15 protein-coding genes are annotated in these 20,684 nt (G+C 43.9%); all 15 read right to left on the reverse strand.

The window, feature by feature from the left end; genetic code table 11:
• Window positions 1-19: 19 nt before the first annotated feature.
• Window positions 20-1,027 (reverse strand): ABC transporter permease, encoded by a 1,008-nt coding sequence (locus T546_RS0104220; RefSeq protein ID WP_084326153.1) that lies wholly within the window; start codon window positions 1,025-1,027, stop codon window positions 20-22.
• Window positions 1,021-2,529, reverse strand: coding sequence for a sugar ABC transporter ATP-binding protein (locus T546_RS0104225; protein ID WP_026890553.1), 1,509 nt, complete (start codon window positions 2,527-2,529; stop codon window positions 1,021-1,023). The genes T546_RS0104220 and T546_RS0104225 overlap by 7 nt, the downstream gene beginning before the upstream one ends.
• A 49-nt stretch (window positions 2,530-2,578) precedes the next feature.
• Entirely contained in the window at window positions 2,579-3,592 is a 1,014-nt protein-coding gene (locus T546_RS0104230) for a sugar ABC transporter substrate-binding protein (protein ID WP_026890554.1), read from the reverse strand.
• Window positions 3,593-3,960: 368 nt separating this feature from the next.
• Window positions 3,961-4,656 carry a FadR/GntR family transcriptional regulator gene (locus T546_RS0104235; protein ID WP_026890555.1) on the reverse strand — a complete coding sequence of 232 codons (696 nt, stop codon included), beginning with the start codon at window positions 4,654-4,656 and terminating at the stop codon, window positions 3,961-3,963.
• A gap of 222 nt (window positions 4,657-4,878) precedes the next feature.
• A complete protein-coding gene (gene ascB / locus T546_RS0104240) occupies window positions 4,879-6,303 on the reverse strand; it encodes a 6-phospho-beta-glucosidase (protein ID WP_026890556.1) in 1,425 nt (474 codons plus the stop codon).
• 11 nt (window positions 6,304-6,314) lie between these two features.
• Window positions 6,315-8,234, reverse strand: a complete 1,920-nt coding sequence (locus T546_RS0104245; protein ID WP_026890557.1) for a beta-glucoside-specific PTS transporter subunit IIABC — start codon at window positions 8,232-8,234, stop codon at window positions 6,315-6,317.
• 151 nt (window positions 8,235-8,385) lie between these two features.
• Window positions 8,386-9,273: a MurR/RpiR family transcriptional regulator gene (locus tag T546_RS0104250; protein WP_026890558.1), complete on the reverse strand. Its 888-nt coding sequence runs from the start codon at window positions 9,271-9,273 to the stop codon at window positions 8,386-8,388.
• An 80-nt stretch (window positions 9,274-9,353) separates the two neighbouring features.
• Window positions 9,354-10,742 carry a glycine--tRNA ligase gene (locus tag T546_RS0104255; RefSeq protein ID WP_026890559.1) on the reverse strand — a complete coding sequence of 463 codons (1,389 nt, stop codon included), beginning with the start codon at window positions 10,740-10,742 and terminating at the stop codon, window positions 9,354-9,356.
• Window positions 10,743-10,756: 14 nt separating this feature from the next.
• A complete protein-coding gene (locus tag T546_RS0104260; protein WP_026890560.1) occupies window positions 10,757-11,380 on the reverse strand; it encodes a hypothetical protein in 624 nt (207 codons plus the stop codon).
• A gap of 206 nt (window positions 11,381-11,586) precedes the next feature.
• Window positions 11,587-12,207 carry a DNA repair protein RecO gene (gene recO / locus T546_RS0104265; protein WP_408643055.1) on the reverse strand — a complete coding sequence of 207 codons (621 nt, stop codon included), beginning with the start codon at window positions 12,205-12,207 and terminating at the stop codon, window positions 11,587-11,589.
• A gap of 41 nt (window positions 12,208-12,248) precedes the next feature.
• Complete coding sequence (gene era / locus T546_RS0104270; RefSeq protein ID WP_026890562.1) at window positions 12,249-13,154, reverse strand: GTPase Era; 906 nt, start codon at window positions 13,152-13,154, stop codon at window positions 12,249-12,251.
• Window positions 13,155-13,170: 16 nt separating this feature from the next.
• Window positions 13,171-16,095, reverse strand: coding sequence for an insulinase family protein (locus T546_RS0104275; protein ID WP_026890563.1), 2,925 nt, complete (start codon window positions 16,093-16,095; stop codon window positions 13,171-13,173).
• A 34-nt stretch (window positions 16,096-16,129) separates the two neighbouring features.
• Window positions 16,130-16,951 carry a YdcF family protein gene (locus tag T546_RS0104280; RefSeq protein ID WP_034597763.1) on the reverse strand — a complete coding sequence of 274 codons (822 nt, stop codon included), beginning with the start codon at window positions 16,949-16,951 and terminating at the stop codon, window positions 16,130-16,132.
• Window positions 16,952-17,240: 289 nt separating this feature from the next.
• The gene (locus T546_RS0104285; RefSeq protein WP_026890565.1) at window positions 17,241-19,199 is read right to left on the reverse strand and encodes an AraC family transcriptional regulator; all 1,959 of its coding nucleotides are present in this window, start codon (window positions 19,197-19,199) and stop codon (window positions 17,241-17,243) included.
• A 238-nt stretch (window positions 19,200-19,437) separates the two neighbouring features.
• On the reverse strand, window positions 19,438-20,667 hold the full coding sequence (locus T546_RS0104290; RefSeq protein ID WP_026890566.1) for a peptidase U32 family protein: 1,230 nt from the start codon (window positions 20,665-20,667) through the stop codon (window positions 19,438-19,440).
• Between the last annotated feature and the right edge of the window lie 17 nt (window positions 20,668-20,684).

Consider the following 20,684-nt stretch of genomic DNA (forward strand, 5'->3'; position numbering starts at 1 on the left):
CCGTCTTATTTATGAACGATCACTTTTTCAGTGAGCCTCTCTTTTTTAAGTAATCTACATAGACTGCTCCAAGGATAACCAGTCCTTTTACTACGAACTGCCAGTAGCTGTTTATCTTAAGCAGGTTCATTCCGTTGTTTAATACGCCGATGATCAGTACGCCGATTACAGTACCGCCTAAGGTACCTAATCCTCCGTTAAAGCTGGTACCACCAAGAACGGAAGCCGCGATGGCATCACGCTCAAAGCCTTCTCCTACAGATGGCTGTCCGGAATACAATCTCGCTGCCAGTACAACACCAGCAAGGGCTGCCATCACTCCACTGATAATAAATACTCTTACCTGAATCCATTTGGTATCAACGCCTGCGTATTTTGCCGCCTCCTTATTTCCTCCGGTGGCATATACATGACGGCCAAAGGATGTACGGTTCATAATGAAATAAAGTATGATAAACGCTCCAATTACAAATACAACTGGAATGGGAATTCCAAAAATATTACCTACGCCCATGTTGTTAAATACTTCGTTGTTGGACTGGGCAGGCTGTCCTCCTGTTAAGATGTAACTGATCCCTCGCACGATAATCTGTGTGGAAAGGGTTACGATAAAGGGAGGAAGTGTGGTATGGGAAATAACAAATCCATTGAAAAATCCAATGACTGCTCCGAATACAAGGGGAATGAGAATGCAGATGATTAAAGGAAGACCTGCATTGCCGCATCTTACTGCGATAACACCTGCTGCTGCAACCACAGAACCCACGGATAAGTCAATACCGCCGCAAATTAAGACACAGGTAATACCAAATGCAATAAAGCAGTTCACGCACACCTGGCGCAATACGCTGAATAAGTTATTTTTAACAAGGAATGTTTCGGTGGTTATGGATAAAACGATGCAAAGGAATACCAATGCGATCATAGCTGCCATGTTGCGTTTCAGCCAGATAAAAAATGGATTGGTAGTCCACAGGCTTTTCGCCTCTAACTGGGGTGTCTCTACTTGACTTTTCCTGTTTAACATACTGAATGTTCTCCTCCTACTGCATATGACATGATCGTTTCCTGGGAAATTTCTGTTTCCTGCTGATCCAGGATTCCCGCCAGGCAGCCTTCCCTCATAATTGCAATCCGGCTGGAGTTATTGATGATCTCAGGTAACTCTGAAGATATCATGATAATGGAAACTCCTTCTTCTGCCAGTGTGTGCATCAGCTTATAGATCTCAGCCTTTGCCCCAACGTCAATGCCCCTGGTCGGCTCATCAAGAATTAACACCTTTGGCTTTGCTGCCAGCCATTTTGATATAACGATTTTCTGCTGGTTTCCACCGGAAAGCTCTCCTGCTGTCTGTTCGGTAGAAGCCATTTTAATGGAAAGCTTCTGTTTAAACTCGTCGACGATTTCTGACTCTTTCCTTTTGTCCACCCGCAGGCTCTTTATGAATTCAGAGAGTACCTGAAAGGTCAAGTTGGTTCCTATGCTGTGTCCTAAAAACAGTCCCTGCTCTTTCCGTTCTTCCGGCACTAAAGCGATACCGGCATTAATGGCATCTCTTGGCTTTGTAATGGAAAGTTTCTTTCCTTCCAGCCACACCTCACCGGACACGATGGAATCAATGCCAAAGAGAGCAAGAGCAAGCTCGGTTCTTCCCGCTCCGACCAGACCGGAAAATCCAAGGATTTCTCCTTTTTTCAAGGTGAAGCTAATGTTGGATACCTTTTGAGTCGTCAGGTTTTTCACTTCCATGATAACATCGCCACCGACTACCCGCTTATTTCCATAGATGTTGTTAAATTCACGGCCAACCATCATGCTGATTAATTCGTTTTCTGTAGTTTCCTCTGTATTCCTGGTGCCGATAAATTTACCATCCCGTAAGACCGTAACGGAATCACAGACTTTAAAGGTTTCCTCCATACGATGGGATATATAGATCATGGCTACCCCGGCCTTTTTCAGACGTTCAATCTGTGCAAATAAGTTCTCTGTCTCGCTGTGAGATAAGGAAGCCGTAGGCTCGTCAAGAATCAAAATCTTTGCCCCTTCATTCACTGCCCTTGCAATTTCAATCATCTGCTGCTGTGCCACGGATAATCCACGGATCAGCATACCGGCATCCAGCATAAGTCCCAGTTCGTCAAGGGCCTTTTGTGCTTCCTGCTTCATCTTCCGGTAGTCCACCATCTTTAGATGGTTCTTTGGCTCCCGCCCCAGAAAGATATTCTCTGCTATGGTCATCTCCGGCACATTGGTAATTTCCTGGTGAATGAAGCTGACTCCGTATTTTCTGGCATCATCTACATTCCGTATGGCTGCCTCCTGGCCTTCCATAAAAATAGTACCTGAATCTGAGCTGAAAATCCCCCCAAGAATCTTCATGAGAGTTGATTTTCCCGCTCCATTTTCTCCCATCAGGGCCCGGACTTCTCCGGGCCTTATGGAAATACTCACTCCGTCAAGTACAACATTGCGGCCAAACGCCTTGGTAATATCTTTCATTTCAAAAACATATTCCACTGACATGTTTTCACTCCTGTTCTGCATTCTTGCCTCAAGTCACACACCTTACGGATTATTTGTCTACATTATCCTTTGTGATAATAGACATTGGTACAACTACCTTCTCCTCAATGGTCTTTCCGGTAAGCAGACTGTAAGCAGTTTCAATACAGGTGGTTCCGATTCCTGCCGGATCCTGAGCAGCGGAAGCAACCATCTCGCCGGAGCGGATAAAGCCCTTTCCTTCATCAGAGCCGTCGATGGAAACTACCTTGGTGTTTTCTAATCTTCCAGCTTCCTTAAGGGCTGCAATGGCTCCTCTGGCAGTGGGATCGTTGATGGTGAATACACCGTCAATCTCTGGATTCGCATTGATGAAATCTACCATGATTGGCTGGGAATAGTCAGACTTTGGCTTCTCCACGTCTTTTGTCTGAATAATCTGAATGTCAGGATATTTCTTTAATTCTTCTTCAAAACCGATCTGACGGTCATAGCATACTTCTGTAATACTGTAAGTAATCTCAACTACCTTGCCTTTTCCACCCAAGGCTTCTGCCAGTGCCTGAGCACAAAGCTTTCCAGCAGCTTTGTTGTCAGATACTACGGTACACTGAACCAGTTCAGGATTCTTTACAGCAGTATTAAATGCGATGACTGGAATTCCAGCTTCCTTACATGCCTCTAAGGTTGCTCTTACGCCTTCGGAGTTGATGGCTGAGATACAGATAACATCACACCCCTGATTGATCATATCTGCAACATCATTCATCTGTTTGTTCTGATCTCCGGCAGCGTCCTGAATAATTAATTCATCATTAGGACCTGTTAAAGCTTTCTGCATGGCTTCTTTAATCTGAATAAAAAATACGTTTGTAAGATCTGGAGCGGAAACACCGATTTTGATTCCTTTTCCATCTTTTGATTCCCCTGATTTTCCTGTCTCTACCCCAGCTTTCGTAGTCGCTGCTGCTGCCGTTGTCTCAGCTGCACCTGATGATGGTTTTGTTTCGTTCCCCTCAGTTCCGCAAGCTGATAAAGAAAATGCCATAAGAACAGATAAAGCGATTGCTGCAATTTTTCTCATAATAATCCACCTCTCAACATTTGTAATCACATGGTATATTTTTTTCATATACCGTGTATTTATCCCCTAATTTTTGTCTCTGATGCCAAGTTCATTGTATGATATCATTCTGAATACGTTCCCGGGTATGTATTATTGTATGCTGTCATACAATCTTAGCATCCTCATGATACATCTTTACTCAAAAAATGTCAATGATAAATTTAAAAATATGCAAATTACACAATATACTCATATACTCTCACATAAAAAGGACCTGAAAGCCTTTATCACCGGCTTCCGGTCCTTATAAATTTCTATCATATTCTCTTAACATCATACAATTTTTCCTGGGTCAAAGATTCTGATAAACCAGTGATTCTATCCTGCTATCGTTTTATAATTACATCCATATCAATATTGATCAGGGAGATATGGCGCTTGGCATACAGCTCCGCCACTTCCTCATCTCTTGCCTTTATGGCATCAACGATATCCTGATGAGCTTTTATGGCATTGGCTGCATTTGGAGGAACCTGAAATGTCTTTAATCGGAAATCTCTGATGCATTCATCGATTTTTTTACTGATGAAAATCAGCATCTTATTTCGGCTGCATTCCACAATGTGCTTATGAAACCGCTCATCATACTTTGCCATTCCGGCAAAATCCTCTTCCTCTACTGCCCGGATAAAACGCTGATGAATCCGCTCCAGCTGCTCTAACTCGGAATCCGAAGCACGCCTTGCCACCAGTCTGGCACACAAAGGCTCCACGGCACTTCTCACTTCTATATAATCCTTTAATTCCACTTCATTTTTCAGAAACCACTCTGCCAGCTCTTCCTGTCCAAGTTCTTTTTTACTTACCAGAAATGCTCCACGGCCCGGTTTTATTTCGACCAGTCCCCTGGCTTCCAGAATACGGAATGCTTCCCTGACAGTACCCCTGCCCACGGAAAGCTTTTCGCACCATTCTTTTTCTGTAGGTAATTTTTGTCCCACCTCTGTTTCCTCAGATGCAACGTAATCTTTCATACTGTTTACTACCTGCTGCACGATCGGGACCCTGGAAAACTCTGCCATGCTATTGCCCCCTCTTTCTTCCTATCTTTCGTAAAGTTATTACGATGTCATACAATTATTGTACCACATTTCCGTAAAACTGCAAACAGAAACGTATTTTATGTTATTTTGCCCTGACTCATCGGACAATTTCGACAAAAAAAGACAGCCGGTCTGCCCCCCTTTAATCTCCCCTATGGGAATAACTGGAAATAGGCATATCCGGCTGTCCATATATTATTATTAATTTGTTTCATCCATTGATAGACGTGCTCCGTTAGATTCAATCACTTCTTTATACCACCAGAAGGATTTCTTCCGGTAACGTTCCAGTGTTCCGGTGCCGTCATCGTTACGGTCCACATAAATATATCCGTATCGCTTTCTCATTTCAGCGGTAGACGCACTGACTAAGTCAATGCACCCCCAGGAAGTATATCCCATCACATCAACGCCGTCATGAATGGCTTCTCTTAGCTGAATGAGATGCTCCCTTAAATACTGGATCCGATAATCATCCAATACGGTTTTCTCACCAGATTCCAAGGTCACCAGCTCATCTTCAGCACCAAGTCCATTTTCAACAATGAACAAGGGAAGCTGATACCGGTCGTAAAGCTTATTTAAGGTATACCGAAGTCCCCTGGGATCAATCTGCCATCCCCAATCCGAAGCCTTTAAATATGGATTCTTAAAGCCCCTCGATAGATTCCCTCCGGTAGATGTCCCAAGTTCTTTGTGAACGGTTTCACAAATACTGGAATAGTAACTAAAGGAGATAAAGTCCACAGTATTTTTTAATATCTCATGATCCTCTGGCTCCATCTGAATCTGAATTCCATGTTCTTCAAAGTAATTCAGGAGATATTTAGGGTAACGGCCTCTGGCATGAATGTCGGCAAACAGCATGGTCTCCCGGTCCTTTTCCATGACTGCGATAATGTCCTCTGGATCTGGCGTCAGGGGATAAACTGTGATTCCAAGAATCATACAGCCGATCTTTGCGTCGGGCATCAGCTCATGACCGATTTTAACGGCCAGGGCACTTGCTACCAGCTCATGGTGTACCGCCTGATACAAATCCTGTTCCGTCAGCTGATCCGCAGGAGTCATAATTCCTCCGCTCATAAAGGGAGCGTGAAGAAGAGAGTTGATTTCATTAAAGGTCAGCCAGTATTTCACCTTGTTTCCATATCTGGAAAAGATGGTTCTTACATACCGCTCAAAAAAGCCGATCAGCTTACGGCTTCTCCAGCCATCGTATTTCTCTGCCAGCCACAAGGGTGTCTCATAATGAGAGATGGTCACCAAAGGTTCGATGCCGTATTTTAAGCATTCATCGAAAAGATCGTCATAATATTTCAGTCCCATTTCATTGGGCATTTCTTCATCGCCCTTTGGAAAGATTCTGGACCAGGCAATGGAGGTACGAAACACCTTAAAGCCCATCTCCGCAAACAAACGGATATCCTCTTTATACCGATGGTAAAAATCAATTCCCTCAAGCTTTAAATTATCTTCTGTAGGTTGTTCGGTCCGCTCCCCTCGAAGGCCGCCGGGCAGTACATCTTGTACGGAAAGACCTTTGCCGTCTTCCTTATAAGCTCCCTCGCACTGGTTGGCGGCAACGGCTCCTCCCCACAGAAAATTTTCTGGAAATTTCCGCATAGATACCTCCACTAACGAATTGTCAACAACGGGGAACCGAAGGTCACAGGACCAGAAGCAGCTGCCTCAACGGCTTCATAGTTGCCATAATTGGAGATAATAATGGGAGTTATCACATCATATCCTTCGTCTCTTATGGCCTCTAAATCAAACTCCAGGATGCAGTCTCCAACCTTGACCTTATCGCCTGCCTTCATTTTTACATCAAAATATTTTCCCTTTAAATTCACCGTGTCAAGACCTACATGAATCAAGACCTCTGCTCCTTCTTCGGATTCCAGACCAACAGCATGGCCTGTTTCGAAAATGGTGCGGATGGTACCATTCACTGGAGATAATACTCTTCCGCTTTCCGGTTCAATGGCGATTCCCTTTCCAAGGATTCCCTCTGCAAAGGTGGGGTCATTTACCTGATTTAATGGTACTGCAACTCCTGACATCGGAGACTGGATGATGATATCAGAAGCATCGGACTTACCAGTCTTATTATCTGCTGATACAGTTTCTGCTGGTGCTGTTTCTACTGATGTTGTCTCAGTGGCCTTTAATATCTCATTTGATTCCTCTACCGGGTCCTTGTAAAGAATGTAGGACGCAACAAATGAGATAACAAGACTGATACCTGCTCCCATGCAGGCAAAGTAAAAGTCATTAAGCGTATCCCCGCCCAGGTAGCTTGGGAGAGTCAGGAAACCTGGTGAGCCTCCGGTATAATTCTTAACATTTAAAAGGCCCATGATAAATCCACTGATACCGCCTCCCAGCATGGCTGCATAAAGAGGTGTTTTATAACGTAAGTTTACACCATAGAGTGCTGGCTCTGTAATTCCGCACACACCTGTAATACCGGCGGAAGAAGCGAGCTGTTTAATCTCAGACTTTTTGCTCTTAAAGGCAACGGCAAGAGCCGCGCCACCCTGAGCCACGTTGGAACCAAGCATACCAGGATAGATCAAGGTATCGTACCCAATGGTCATACGGTTATTGATACCAATAGGTACGAGTCCATAATGGGTTCCTGTCATAACAAGAAGAGGTGTTAAAGTACCAACTAAAGCAGGTACCAGCCAGCTTGCATACTGGTTTAATGTATGAACTCCGGATGCGATTAAATTACTGATAATGGTTCCGATTGGTCCGATGACAACCAGTCCCACGATTCCTGTCACAATGATGGAAATCAGCGGCTTGGTAAAGAACTTAATGGGCTTTGGTGATATCCGGTCCGCAATGGGTTCTACGTAAGATAAGAACCATACGATTAATATAATCGGAAGTACAGAGGAAGAATAGCTGGCATTGGTAATGGGGATACCAAATACCCGGATTGCCTCATGACTTTCCTTTGCCGCGGTCACCATAGCTACAAAATTGGGGTGAAGTAAAATTCCACCTAACATCATTGCCAGATAAGGATTGCATTTAAACTTTTTAGCAGCTGAGCTGGCAAGAAGAATGGGAAGGAAATAAAAGGCCGCATCTGCCATAAAGTTAAGCACCTGATACGTAGACCCTTCCTTGCTTACAAGACCAAAGGCAAGTAAAAGAGACAACACAGCCTTAATCATACCGGCAGCCGTAATAGCCGGAAGGATTGGGGTAAAGATACCGGATAACGTATCAATCAGCTTCTCAAGAACCTTTTTGTTCTCCTCCTTCTCCGGCTTTCCACCTTCCTCTGTGCTGATATCAGCCATCTCCGTGATGGGGCGGTATACGTTAGCTACATCACTTCCGATGACGACCTGATACTGGCCTCCTTTATTTACAACACCCATAACTCCGTTTACTTTTTTTAAGGCTTCTGTCTGGGCTTTGTTTTCATCTTTTAAATTAAAGCGCAGCCTGGTCGCACAATGAGTCAGCCCTGAAATGTTACTCTCTCCGCCGACTTTTTCTAAAATTTCTTTTGCTAGATCTTGATAATTCATGGCCATAGCCCCCTTTCTTTTGTTTCTGATATTTTACCATAGTATCCCCGTTTCCATCATTATTAAAAGATAAGATTGAAACATGGTTTCAATAATCCAATAAAAAAACCGCTGAAATTGAAACAGCGGTTCAAAAATTCTATATTTTGTTTTATTCTTCCTCCTCAGGAAGCTCCTTTAAGCTCCAGTAATCCACAGCAGTTCTTAAGGATTCATGACATACCATTTCAAGAGAAGATTTCACGTGCTCTTCATAAGTCTGCGAAAGAAACAGGGAGAAAAATATATCAAGAACATAAGTGGTGGCAGTAAAAGAGGTCACCACTTTAAGACTTAAAAGAGAATCTCTGGACGGAATCTCAACAATCTCATCACACCATTTTCTTATTTCATCGTTATGACGTCCTACAATCCCAACCACATAAGACCCGGTCACCTCTTTTAGATATCTGGCAACACCGATCATATCCAGATTGGCACCGGTAAAGGTAATGACAAAGGAAACTGACTTTTTCTTCTTCCGGGCCATCAGATAATGTGCATTGATACTTTCATAAGCCGTACATTCCATACCCAGGGTCGAAAACTTAAAGGCGGCTGACTGGGCAAGAATATAGCTGATTCCGCTTCCGTAGATATCAAGGCGCTCCGTCTGGCGAATCCTGTTTGCAATCCGAAGCATCACATTCTTATCCATACAAAGCTTTGTATCTGTAATGGCCTTGTCGTAAAGCTTTGGAAGCGTGGTTATGATATCGCTGTAGCTGCTCTTTTCTGTAATCGGCTCTTTGCTTAAGAGCTGATTCACCCTGATGTTTTCTACCATTTCAGAAACAAGCTTAAGCTTTAATTCCTGATATCCTTCCATCCCAAGCTTTTTACAAAGCCTTGCCACAGTAGCCTTGCTGGTAAAGGAGGCCTTTGCAAGCTCCTCTGCCGACATCTTCTGAATTAGCTCCACGTGATCAAGGATATACCTTGCCGCGGCCTTTTCTTGATGGGTAAAAGACTCCATCCTGGACAGATTCTCTAAAATCATATTGTTCTCCTTATCCTCTAAGAAAGAAAAAAGGTGCAGGCAAAGGCATTCCCCGCCTTACACTGCACCTTTAAACGTTCCTAGAAACGGAATTTATCTTCGAAATAAGCTTTCAGCTCTGCAATCGGAACTCTTACCTGATCCATGGTATCGCGGTCACGAACGGTCACTGCGTGATCTTCCTCAGAATCAAAATCATAGGTAATGCAGAACGGAGTACCGATTTCATCCTGTCTTCTGTAACGCTTACCAATATTTCCTCTGTCATCAAATTCACAGTTATAGTGCTTGCGCAGCTCGTCAAATACCTTTTCAGCTCCTTCATTCAGCTTCTTGGAAAGAGGAAGTACGCCGATCTTAACCGGAGCGATGGCAGGGTGGAAATGAAGAACGGTACGAACATCGCCTTCTGCAATCTCTTCTTCATCGTAAGCCGCACATAAGAAAGCCAGAGTCACACGGTCTGCACCGAGAGATGGCTCAATGACATAAGGAATATAGCGCTCTTTCTTTTCATCATCAAAATAAGTCAGATCCTGGCCGGAGGTATTCTGATGCTGAGTCAGATCGTAATCGGTTCTGTCAGCAATTCCCCATAACTCTCCCCAGCCAAATGGGAATAAGAACTCGATATCAGAGGTAGCCTTGCTATAGAAGGAAAGCTCTTCCTTATCATGGTCTCTGACACGCATCTCCTCATCCTTGATTCCAAGGTCCTTTAACCAGGTGATGCAGAATTCTTTCCAGTATGCGAACCACTCTAAATCAGTATCCGGCTCACAGAAGAATTCCAGCTCCATCTGCTCAAACTCTCTGGTACGGAAGGTGAAGTTTCCTGGTGTGATCTCGTTACGGAAGGATTTTCCGACCTGGCCGATACCAAAAGGAATTTTCTTTCTGGAGGTTCTCTGTACGTTTTTAAAGTTAACAAAAATACCCTGAGCGGTCTCAGGTCTTAAGTATACCGTATTCTTTGCGTCTTCTGTTACACCCTGGAAGGTCTTGAACATTAAGTTGAACTGACGGATATCGGTAAAATCATGTTTGCCGCAGCTTGGACAGCAGATATTCTTCTCATCGATATACTTTTTCATCTCTTCCTGAGACCAGGCATCTACAGATCCTTCAATGGTTATGCCATTCTCAGCCATGTAATCTTCAATGATCTTATCTGCACGGAAACGCTCCTTGCAGGCTTTGCAGTCCATCAGAGGGTCGGAGAAGCCGCCCAAATGTCCGGATGCGATCCATGTCTGGGAATTCATCAAAATAGCGCAGTCAACGCCTACGTTATAAGGACTCTCCTGAATAAATTTCAGCCACCATGCTTTTTTTACGTTGTTCTTAAGCTCCACACCTAAGTTTCCGTAATCCCATGTATTGGCAAGACCGCCGTAAATCTCCGAACCAGGATATACAAATCCCCTTGATTTTGCAAGTCCCACAATCTTTTCCATTGTCTTTTCCATGATCTTAACCTCTCTTATTTAAAAATGATGTAATTTTTGCCCTCTGACGTCTGTACTGTATGTTGATCCTTAATGACAACGTTCTTTGATACGAATAACAGCTTGCCCTCTGTCTGTATGGTAACCGGCTTTTTCGTCTCCACCACAACCGCGTGGCTTTCGCCCTTTAACGCTTTTTTCTCTGCCTTTTTCCCGTCAGAAGCCTTTAAAAACTCCACGCCCTCTGATTCCGCCTGACCGGATACTTCTGAAAAATTGGTGACAGAAAGAGAGTCCACCTGGTTATCCTTATCCTCATACTGAGACGCAAAGCTTACCAGATCCTTGCTGGAGCTGTACTGAAACACCATTCTGGCAATTCCTTTTTCCATGGTGCAGGACTCAAGCTTTACAGCGCCTTCTCCATTGGCCTGATTGTATGACGCGGCCGTCTCTTCCAGAAATGCTTTTAGTTCATCCGTATTATAATAATCCTGTTGTACATAGGTTTCTACCGTTGCTGTTTTAAGCTCTCCGGTCCCTGTTACAATAATTCTGCTGCTCTCTGCATTCTGGGCGTTGGTGCCGGTTCTTCCAAGACAGCCAGTCAGCATTCCCGCAGCAATGAGAGCTGCTAAAACTGCTTTCTTTTTTTTCATCCATCTTCCTCCTGCATTGAATCCGCGGTGCTGGAGGGGGGAAATCTTAAGGATTTCCCCCCTCACGGGCATTCGCCCTATGAATGAGAACACAAATAATTTTTTTTATGTGCAAGCACAACAAAAAATTATCCGTATTCTCATTCGCACTTCTCATCGCTTACGTGGATTATACCAAATCATCCCCTTCATTTCAATACTTTGCATTACATCATGGTATGCAAAATATCCAGGGAGTGGAATTCCCTGTCTATAAAGCGTTTTTTATTCATTTCCACGCATCGGGCGAATTCCTCTAAGACCGGCTCTGTAAGAGTGAAGGTATAAAGATGTTCCACCGGAGAAGCGATTACATACTCCCAGGCATAGTTGGCGGAATCGCTGACCGGCCGGGGAGGTGCCTCGGTATACTCTCCGTTTAAGACCATGGTTTTTAATTCAAAGATTCTCTGAACCAGCTCATTTTTTAAGGCAGGCTTTAAAAGGGCCCGCACCGACTGGTACAGGAGCTTTAAGAGCCCGGTGGAGTCCTCATTTTCCCGGGCATAGTAATCAGCCAGCTCAAGAAAATAAGAACCGTAACAGGTTCCTTCCATATCCTGAGCCAGGTCTTCAAAATAATTGGTTATCTCCGCCGAACGCAGGGAATAGGAATCCCTGCCTTCGTACAGCGAAAACTGTCCGAAGGCAAAGGGACGGCTAAGGCCCATCAGCTGATTGCCGGGCCTTCTTGCTCCTCTGGCAAATGCAGTGATCTTTCCTCTTTCCCTGGTGAGTATGACAAGGCGTTTATCCATTTCTCCTACGGGGGCTGCTTTGATTACCATCCCCGTCAGCTTTTCAACTTCCTTCAATTCCTGCCACCGTTTTAGATATCTTTTTGATTGTATCCATAGTTTTTCATATAAAGCTCACTGTCACGCCATTCTTTCCGGACCTTGACCCACAGCTGGAGATTAACCTTCGTATCCATAAGATCTTCAATCTCCTTACGTGCCTGGGTTCCGATCTTCTTTAACATGGCGCCGCCCTTACCGATGATAATTCCCTTATGGGAATCACGTTCGCATACGATATTGGCTTCCACATCCATGATTCCGTTCTGACGCTCTGTCATCTTCTCCACGGTTACTGCGATTCCATGAGGAATCTCATCCTTTAAAAGGCGAAGAGCCTTTTCCCGGATCAGCTCTGCTGCAATCTGGCGCATAGGCTGGTCAGTGACCGTATCCTCATCGTAGTACTGAGGACCAGAAGGAAGATATTTGTAGATCAGCTCCAGCATCAGATCAGTATTTTTATCCTTCAATGCAGAAACAGGTACGATCTCAGCAAATGGACAGATGTCCTTATAGGTACTGATGAACGTAAGGATATCTTCCTGATTCTTCACCGTGTCGATTTTATTGATGACCAGAATGACAGGAGTCTTCACATTGGAAAGCTGCTCTGCGATATACTGCTCTCCAGCTCCGATATAGGTGGTAGGCTCAACCAGCCATAACACTACATCTACCTCTTTTAAGGTATGCTCCGCCACACTTACCATATATTCCCCAAGCTTATTCTTGGCCTTATGAATACCAGGTGTGTCCAGAAATATAATCTGCCCTCTGTCGTCTGTATAAACAGTCTGTATCCGGTTTCTTGTGGTCTGGGGCTTATCAGAGGTGATTGCAATCTTCTGGCCGATCAGGTGGTTCATCAGGGTGGACTTACCTACGTTAGGGCGTCCGATCAGGGTAACAAAGCCTGATTTATAATTGGTTTCCATATGGTTCTCCTTTGTGTTATGAGTGGAATAAGTTCTTTGTCTCTCCAAAGAAATCCTTATCCGCTGCGATTCTGTCTTCATTGCCGATGACGCAGAGGCTGCCGGTACTTAAAACGGCTTTTACAATAGGTGCCAGTTTTCGGATATCTTCCTGGGTAGCATTTAAAACTTCCTCACGCTCCCGTTTCATCATCTCCTGGTCAACGCCGGAAAGATAGGCAGAAAGGCCTCTGTTTCCTTTTGTTGACGGTGGATACGGCACATCCATGTCGCTGACGGTTCCGATGACATACTTGGTCATGTCACGGTCCTCGACCTGGAATTTTTCTAAATAATCTACTACACCTTCGTAAATCTGGTTGGTTTCTTTTAAATTCGGGTCACGGTAGGAGGCAAAATAACCTTCCCCGGAACGTCCAAAGCCGCTCATGCAGCCATAGGCACCGCCTTTTACCCTGATATTGATCCAAAGATAATCATAGCTTAAAATAACCTTTAATATCTTTAAAGCTCCTGTATACGTAAGACCGCTGTCTAAAAAGCTTCCGCATCTGGCCACGTAGTTTACCTGGGAGGCTGTTGCAAAGCCTTCGTTTCTGTTTCCGCTCTTATAATCAAATGGGTAACAGGTACCGTCGCCCACAGGAAGAACCGAGGTGAGCTGCTTCATTGCGTCTGGAAGAAGTTTGTAGCCTTCCTCATCAGCAGTATAGCTGACCAGCATATTCCCGGTGTTAAAAAGCTTCTTAATCACTGCTTTTAATCTGGCGATCACTGCCTGCTTGTCTTTAGCAAAATCCTTTTCCAGCTGTTCTAAGAATTCATAGTATCCGATTCCTCCGGTCATATCATTGTAAGAGGAAGTGGCGGAAAAATAAGAGGTAGCTCTGGCAACTGCGGCTGAATGACAGGCGCCTTCTAACTTCATTCTGGCCCTTGATCTCGTTTCGCTGATGACTTCGCCCATACGCTTTTCATCATCAAGAACAGAACGGGTCAAAATTTCAGCAAGAATGGAGAAGCCAAAGTCCAGCTTATCATACATGACTCTGGCGCTAGCCATAAAATATCCCTTAAACTGTCCCTGGTTTTTCAGATCCGGATAAGAGGTGACGCTAAAGCCCACGCCGCCGCTGTTTAGATGAATCTCACTGGTCAAGTCACTGTAGGTGAAGTTCTCTGTATCCACATAGCCTAAAAGGGATTTTAAAAATCCAACATAGGGCAGATCTTCCGTAGGAACCGCTGAGGTATCAAATAAGACCTTTAAATATCCGATGCCTGAGGTAAACATGTTATGGTGAATCACCTTAACCCCATGGGCTTCTTTCTCTTCCCAGATAATCTCCTCTGGTTCCCTGGTGATGTCTTCCCTTTTAAGCATAGGAATCTTTTCTAAATTTTTCTGGTCAGACGGTGTTTCCTGATATTCTCTTAAGGCGTGAGTCTGCTCCACAAGGCGGGTAATCTCGTCCTGTGATAAGGATGCCTTGTAGGCCGCCAGCTTTTTGGCCGTTTTTTCCTCTTCCATTGCAGTCAGATTCTTTTTCGGACTAACGGTTAAATATGCCTCAAAAGGATTATCCAGCAGATATTCCCGAATGAGCTCTTCAAAGTATCCGTCATCCACGACCTTCTTTAAATAAGCAAAGGTTTCCTGATACTCCAGATGCATCATCGGGTCACCGTCATAAAGCCAGCTGTCTAAGCACTGGAGTCCATACATCAGACCCTTGGGTGCGGAACCATAATCAGCCTCACGGTAACGGAATTCATAATAGTTCATTCCAGCCTTTAAGCTCTTGCGGTTAATTCCTTCATCTGCAAGCTTTCGTAAGGTCCCTTTTACCACGGAAAGGAACTCGCCCTTCTGGTCAGGATTTGCATTCTTTGCAATGATTGAGAAATAAGGCTGTAAGATTCCGCTGTCATATCCGCCCAGAATATCCTGACCGATTCCTGCATCGATGAGAGCCTGCTTAAGTGGGGCTCCTGGTGCATCAAGAAGGGTGTATTCCAAAATTTGAAATGCAATATAATGTTTGGGATCTAAATTATTTCCTATTACGGTATTAATGGAAAGATAGGTGGCATTATCTAAAGATTCTCCCTCTGTAATAGAATAGAAGGTCTCAGCTTCCATAGGCTTTTCAAATGGCTTCTGGCTTCTGATTCTGGAATCTATGGACATTTCCTCATAATGGCTTAAATATTCCTGGTCAAGCCATGTAAGCTTCTCTTCCATATTCATATCGCCGTAGAGATAGATGTAGCTGTTGGAAGGATGATAATACCTTCTGTGAAAGTCCAGAAAATCATCATAGGTCAGGTCAGGAATAAAGGATGGATCACCACCGGATTCCTGGCCGTAACAGCTGTCAGGGAACAGTACTTTTCTTGTAAAACGGTCTAAGACCTCTTCCGGGGATGAAAATGCCCCCTTCATCTCATTGTATACAACACCATTGTAGATCACATCAGATTCCGGGGTTTCCATCTCATAATGCCACCCCTCCTGCATGAAGATCTTCTGCTCTTTATAGATGTTTGGATGAAGCACGGCATCCATATAGACGTTCATTAAGTTCTGAAAGTCCTTTTCATTGCAGCTGGCTATGGGATATACGGTTTTATCCGGATAAGTCATGGCATTTAAAAAGGTATTCAAAGAGCCCTTTACCAGTTCCACAAAGGGATCCTTTACCGGGAACTTGTCCGAGCCGCAAAGCACGCTGTGTTCCAGAATATGGGCCACACCGGTGCTGTCTGACGGCGGTGTACGAAAACCAATGGAGAAGACCTTATTGTCATCCTCACAGGCCACTAAAAAGATTCTGGCCCCGCTTTTTTTATGGCGAAGGACACTTCCCTTTGCCTGAATTTCTTTTATTTCTTTTTCTTCTACTAACTCATAAGCACTCAAGTTTTTCAAATCATACATTCTATCTTTGTTCCTCCTGCATAATCAGTATACCTTACATATTGCCCACTAATTTGTCTTTTAATATCGCTGCACACTCCCTGACGCAAAAGTGTATGAAAAGAACCGGATCTGAACCACAGGATATGGTATAAATATCCGGTATTCCCCATTTTCTTGCAATCTGCTGAGCGCGGAACACATGAAAATCACTGGTCAGTACACCAATCTTAATGGGTTTATCCGGAACCTCTTCATAAGTTCCCGGCACCATAATGATGGGACTTTCCTGGCTTTGGGCCTTTTTTCTCTCCTGATCCTCTTCAATCGCCACACGGCTGTATGCAATATTCTCCACGGTACTGTAAGAACGTGTCTCTAAAATCAGCTGCTCTTCCTTTACTCCATTAAAGACCAGATACTCCTTCATGGCCTCAGCCTCACTGACAGGCTCATCCACACCCTGTGCGCCGGAAAGAACCAGAATGGTTCCCGGATTCTCATCCAGATAATCAATGGCCTTATCCAAACGCTTTTTTAATGATTTGCTGATTCCGTCTTCCTTGACCCTGGCTCCTAAGACTATGACATAATCAAGCTTTGACGTATCCCTGGCTGCAACTCCAGTAAAAACTAAAATCTCCACAATCGTAAATACCAGAAGTCCTGTACAGCATATGGTAACCACAGAGACTGGAATCCATAAGGGAATCCTATCTTTTTGTCTTAAATAAGTATCCCAGCCCAATCCGAATAAAATACAGGCCACCGCAAAAAAAAGCCAGATAATGGAAAAGGAAGTAGACAATCCCGAATAAGTAACGATTATGACGTAATAGATGACACATAAAACTGCTATCAGCCATAAAATCCACATAATAGGCAAGCCTCCATTTTTGTTCCCTCTAAATCCAGGTAATTTCTGGGTATAATTCTTCTATAGTATACTACAAGATGACCATTTCTACAACTGTCAGCCATGATACCTGATTTTATATAAAAAATCATGTCTACGATCCATCATTAGCTGGCCATAGACATGATTCCTTAAATTTCATTTTTATAGTTAAAACAATCTTTTTGCATGCTTTAATCTGAGTATTACATTCCATCATACCTTAGAAATGACGGGCATTGTATCAACCTATTGCTATATTTTCCTTGGATTAGCTCTGGGGCTTATGTGCAAGAAGCGCTTCCACAATGAAGTCAATCTGGCTTCTTATAGAAATAACATCATTAAAGGTGGAGAGATATTCATTCATCAAAATGACATTCCCGTTTTTCACCGCTTCCAGACTTTCATAGACCCCATTTCCTGAAAATGCATTATTTTTTCCATCTCCATAGAGAATGATATAATCCCCGCAATATTCTGGTAAAACTTCAAGAGATATATTTGCATACCACTCTCCAGTCTCATAAAGCTCCTGCCCTTTTTCACTTCGAGTCATTCCCAGTTCATCATAAAGTGCCTGAGCTCCTTTATACGTAGAGACGACGATACCGGGTTCCTCAAGGCTGTTGGTCATAAGCGTAACGCTCTCATCCTTATATCCAGCGTCCGCCAGCGTCTGCCTGGCTTGTTCAATATGAGAAGTATAATCTGATAATACTTTATCTTTCACGGAATCGTCCACGCCCAAAACATTGCTTAAAAATGAGAGTCTTTCTTCTGTTGACAGCTGAGTCGTATCCTTAGCTGTCCCAAAGCTGACCGTGGGAGCTATTTTGCTTAGTTTCTCATAGTCCTCATCTTTTTCGTAAGCTGTAATAATTAAATCCGGCTCTATACTCATGACCTCTTCAAGTTCACTGGCTCTTGGTATATCTTTTAGCAAGTCTTCAACAGCAGAACCTGTAATTGCCCAATAATCGTTGATTGCCGCCGGCGTAACCCCAAGTGCCAGGACATCTCCAAACGCATAATTCATTACCACCACCTTTTGAGGACTTTGTGGTATTAAAACATCACCTCTGACCGTACTCACAACTCTTGTTGCTTCCTCCACCTGCTGCTCCTGACTGGTAACCGTCTTGGACTGGGCAGAGTTTCCGCTTTCGTTATTTACCGGTGCGCTGCCGCAGGCATTCAATAACAATATCATTGACACTGCCGCCGCAACCGCCACTTTGCCTTTCATTTGTTTGAACATGTAGGTTGCTCCTTTTCCTCCTGGTTTGTCAAAACTAACTTGACTCTCACAATTATACGAAAAAGAAATCCTTTTTCCAAGGTCATCATCTCTCATATGATGCGACGCGTTCTCTCTATAGGCATTGGGAGTCATTCCAAAGTTTTTTGAGAACATTCTCTGCAGATTGCGTTCATCCTGAAAGCCGCAATAATCGGCAATCTCACGAATGGACGCCTGGCTGTTTTTTAGAAACTCCGCCGCCGCAGTCAGGCGCATATGAATTAAATACTCCTGCGGACTTTTTCCCATCTGCTGTTTAAATCTACGGTAAAAATGACTGTAGCTGATGCCCAGCCCTTCACAAAGTTCGTTGATGGAAACCGTCTCCCGATAATTCTTTTCTAAAAACCTGGTGGCCATAAGAACCAGATCCGGCTTAAAAATCTGTATCTGACCTTGCTCCAGTTCCTTGTAGACCTCATACACAAAACGGCTAAAGGCTGCTTTCCCATAGAAAATATTGAGTGGTGTGGGATTTTTCCATTTTTCATACATAATCCGCAGCTCTTCCGAGAAAAAAAGCGGATCATAAGGCATATATCCGTATTGCTGGCGAAAGGGATTAACCTGCTCCATCAACCGGCGATATTCACCCCTGTGAAGCGGAGGCTCTAAAGCCTTGTACAGCACCATATAATATTCGAGCCAATTACAATGGGGAGTAATGGTCAGTTCTGTTCCCTTGACTCCATGGAAGAGACCGTAACGCGTTACGTTGTATACGGTATCATTCAGTAAGATCTCCGCTTGTCCGCCGCTGGTGTAGAGAAAAACATTTGCAGGCAACCGATAGCCACAAAGAGCTTCTTCGGGTGAAATTAAATTGTGGCGAATGTCTATAAGAGAAATAACCCCACGGTTCCATATCTGGATTGCGGCGGCGATTTCTTTATGTGTGGAGTTAGGAGAATTCTTATCTATGTACATAACATACCTCAATTATAAATTCAGCTAGTTAGTTTTGGCTAACCACTAGTGTAACATAGAAGCGCATTTACGGCAACGACTGAAAGCTATCTATTATATTTTTCGGTTACTTTCCCATTAGTCTCTCCCGCGGGACCAGTAGCACCTGTTGAATTATATCGGCAGCCGTTAAGGGAACAATAACAGCGTGCAGAGCACACGGTTTCCCGTAATACTCTGCACGCTGTTATGTTAAGATTTAAGACATCTCGCTTCGGCGGAGAATGTCATAAGGATCCATCTCCACGCTCAAATCAACAAAAAGTATTTGTCTGGAATGAGGTGCACTCTCCTGGGGTACTCCCTCTTCGTTGTAAATTCCTTTTACAACTGCTTCCAGATTGCGTCCGTCTGGTTTCATAACTTCAATGGTCTCGCCCACTGAAAATTTATTTTTCTGCTCTATCCTTGAATACCCTCTCTCATCTACCGCTTCCACGGTTCCAAGATACGTGTAATTTTTTACATAAGTATTGTTATCATAGATCTGAGTGGTGGAATCCGGTTTTCCAAAATAGAAACCGGTGGTAAATTCCCGGTAAGTACATTTCCCGATTTCAGAACGGTACCAGTCTAAATTTGCCTCATAAATCTTTGGATCTTTTAAATAATCATCAATGGCTTTCCGGTAAGTTCTTGTAACAGTAGCCGCATAAAGAGCGGTCTTCATACGTCCTTCGATTTTAAAGCTGTCAATACCGGCATCAATCATCTCTGGGATATACTCGATCATACATAAATCCTTGGAGTTAAAGATATAGGTTCCACGCTCATTTTCATAGACCTGCATATACTCTCCCGGACGTTTTTCCTCTACGATGGAGTATTTCCAGCGGCATGGGTGAGAGCAGGCGCCCTGGTTTGCATCTCTGCCTGTCATGTAATTGCTCAGGAGACAACGGCCGGAATAGGACATACACATGGCTCCATGGATAAAGCTTTCAATCTCTAAATCCTCTGGAATGCGGCTGCGGATCTCCTTGATTTCTGCCAGGGAAAGCTCTCTGGCCGTAACCACACGTTTTGCCCCAAGCTGATGCCAGAATAAAAAGGTTCCGTAATTCGTATTGTTCGCCTGGGTGCTGATGTGAATTTCCATCTCAGGCATGATCTGTTTTGCAATCGCAAATACACCAGGGTCTGAAATGATAACGGCATCAGGACAAATATCCTTTAATTCCTTAAAGTATTCCTCCACTCCGTTAAGATCATCGTTGTGAGCCAGAATGTTTGCTGTAATATATACTTTGACTCCATGCTCATGGGCAAAGGCAATCCCCTGCCGAATCTCATCCTGTGTAAAATTTTTCGCCTTGGCACGAAGTCCGAAGGCTTCTCCTCCCAGATAAACAGCATCCGCACCGTAAATGACTGCGGTCTTTAAGGTATCTAAGCTGCCTGCCGGGATTAAAAGTTCCGTCTTTCTCATGAAGCTCCTCTCTTTGG

Origin of the sequence: [Clostridium] aerotolerans DSM 5434 (genome assembly GCF_000687555.1) — a bacterium.
GTDB lineage: Bacteria > Bacillota > Clostridia > Lachnospirales > Lachnospiraceae > Lacrimispora > Lacrimispora aerotolerans.

Coding starts and splice junctions, on each gene's coding strand:
- era (WP_026890562.1), bottom strand. CDS start 13,154: ATGGAAACCAATTATAAATCAGGCTTTGTTACCCTGATCGGACGCCCT.
- T546_RS0104230 (WP_026890554.1), bottom strand. CDS start 3,592: ATGAGAAAAATTGCAGCAATCGCTTTATCTGTTCTTATGGCATTTTCT.
- recO (WP_408643055.1), bottom strand. CDS start 12,207: ATGGTAATCAAAGCAGCCCCCGTAGGAGAAATGGATAAACGCCTTGTC.
- T546_RS0104290 (WP_026890566.1), bottom strand. CDS start 20,667: ATGAGAAAGACGGAACTTTTAATCCCGGCAGGCAGCTTAGATACCTTA.
- T546_RS0104220 (WP_084326153.1), bottom strand. CDS start 1,027: ATGTTAAACAGGAAAAGTCAAGTAGAGACACCCCAGTTAGAGGCGAAA.
- T546_RS0104255 (WP_026890559.1), bottom strand. CDS start 10,742: ATGGAAAAGACAATGGAAAAGATTGTGGGACTTGCAAAATCAAGGGGA.
- ascB (WP_026890556.1), bottom strand. CDS start 6,303: ATGCGGAAATTTCCAGAAAATTTTCTGTGGGGAGGAGCCGTTGCCGCC.
- T546_RS0104225 (WP_026890553.1), bottom strand. CDS start 2,529: ATGTCAGTGGAATATGTTTTTGAAATGAAAGATATTACCAAGGCGTTT.
- T546_RS0104245 (WP_026890557.1), bottom strand. CDS start 8,234: ATGAATTATCAAGATCTAGCAAAAGAAATTTTAGAAAAAGTCGGCGGA.
- T546_RS0104275 (WP_026890563.1), bottom strand. CDS start 16,095: ATGTATGATTTGAAAAACTTGAGTGCTTATGAGTTAGTAGAAGAAAAA.
- T546_RS0104280 (WP_034597763.1), bottom strand. CDS start 16,951: ATGTGGATTTTATGGCTGATAGCAGTTTTATGTGTCATCTATTACGTC.
- T546_RS0104285 (WP_026890565.1), bottom strand. CDS start 19,199: ATGTACATAGATAAGAATTCTCCTAACTCCACACATAAAGAAATCGCC.
- T546_RS0104260 (WP_026890560.1), bottom strand. CDS start 11,380: ATGAAAAAAAAGAAAGCAGTTTTAGCAGCTCTCATTGCTGCGGGAATG.
- T546_RS0104235 (WP_026890555.1), bottom strand. CDS start 4,656: ATGGCAGAGTTTTCCAGGGTCCCGATCGTGCAGCAGGTAGTAAACAGT.
- T546_RS0104250 (WP_026890558.1), bottom strand. CDS start 9,273: ATGATTTTAGAGAATCTGTCCAGGATGGAGTCTTTTACCCATCAAGAA.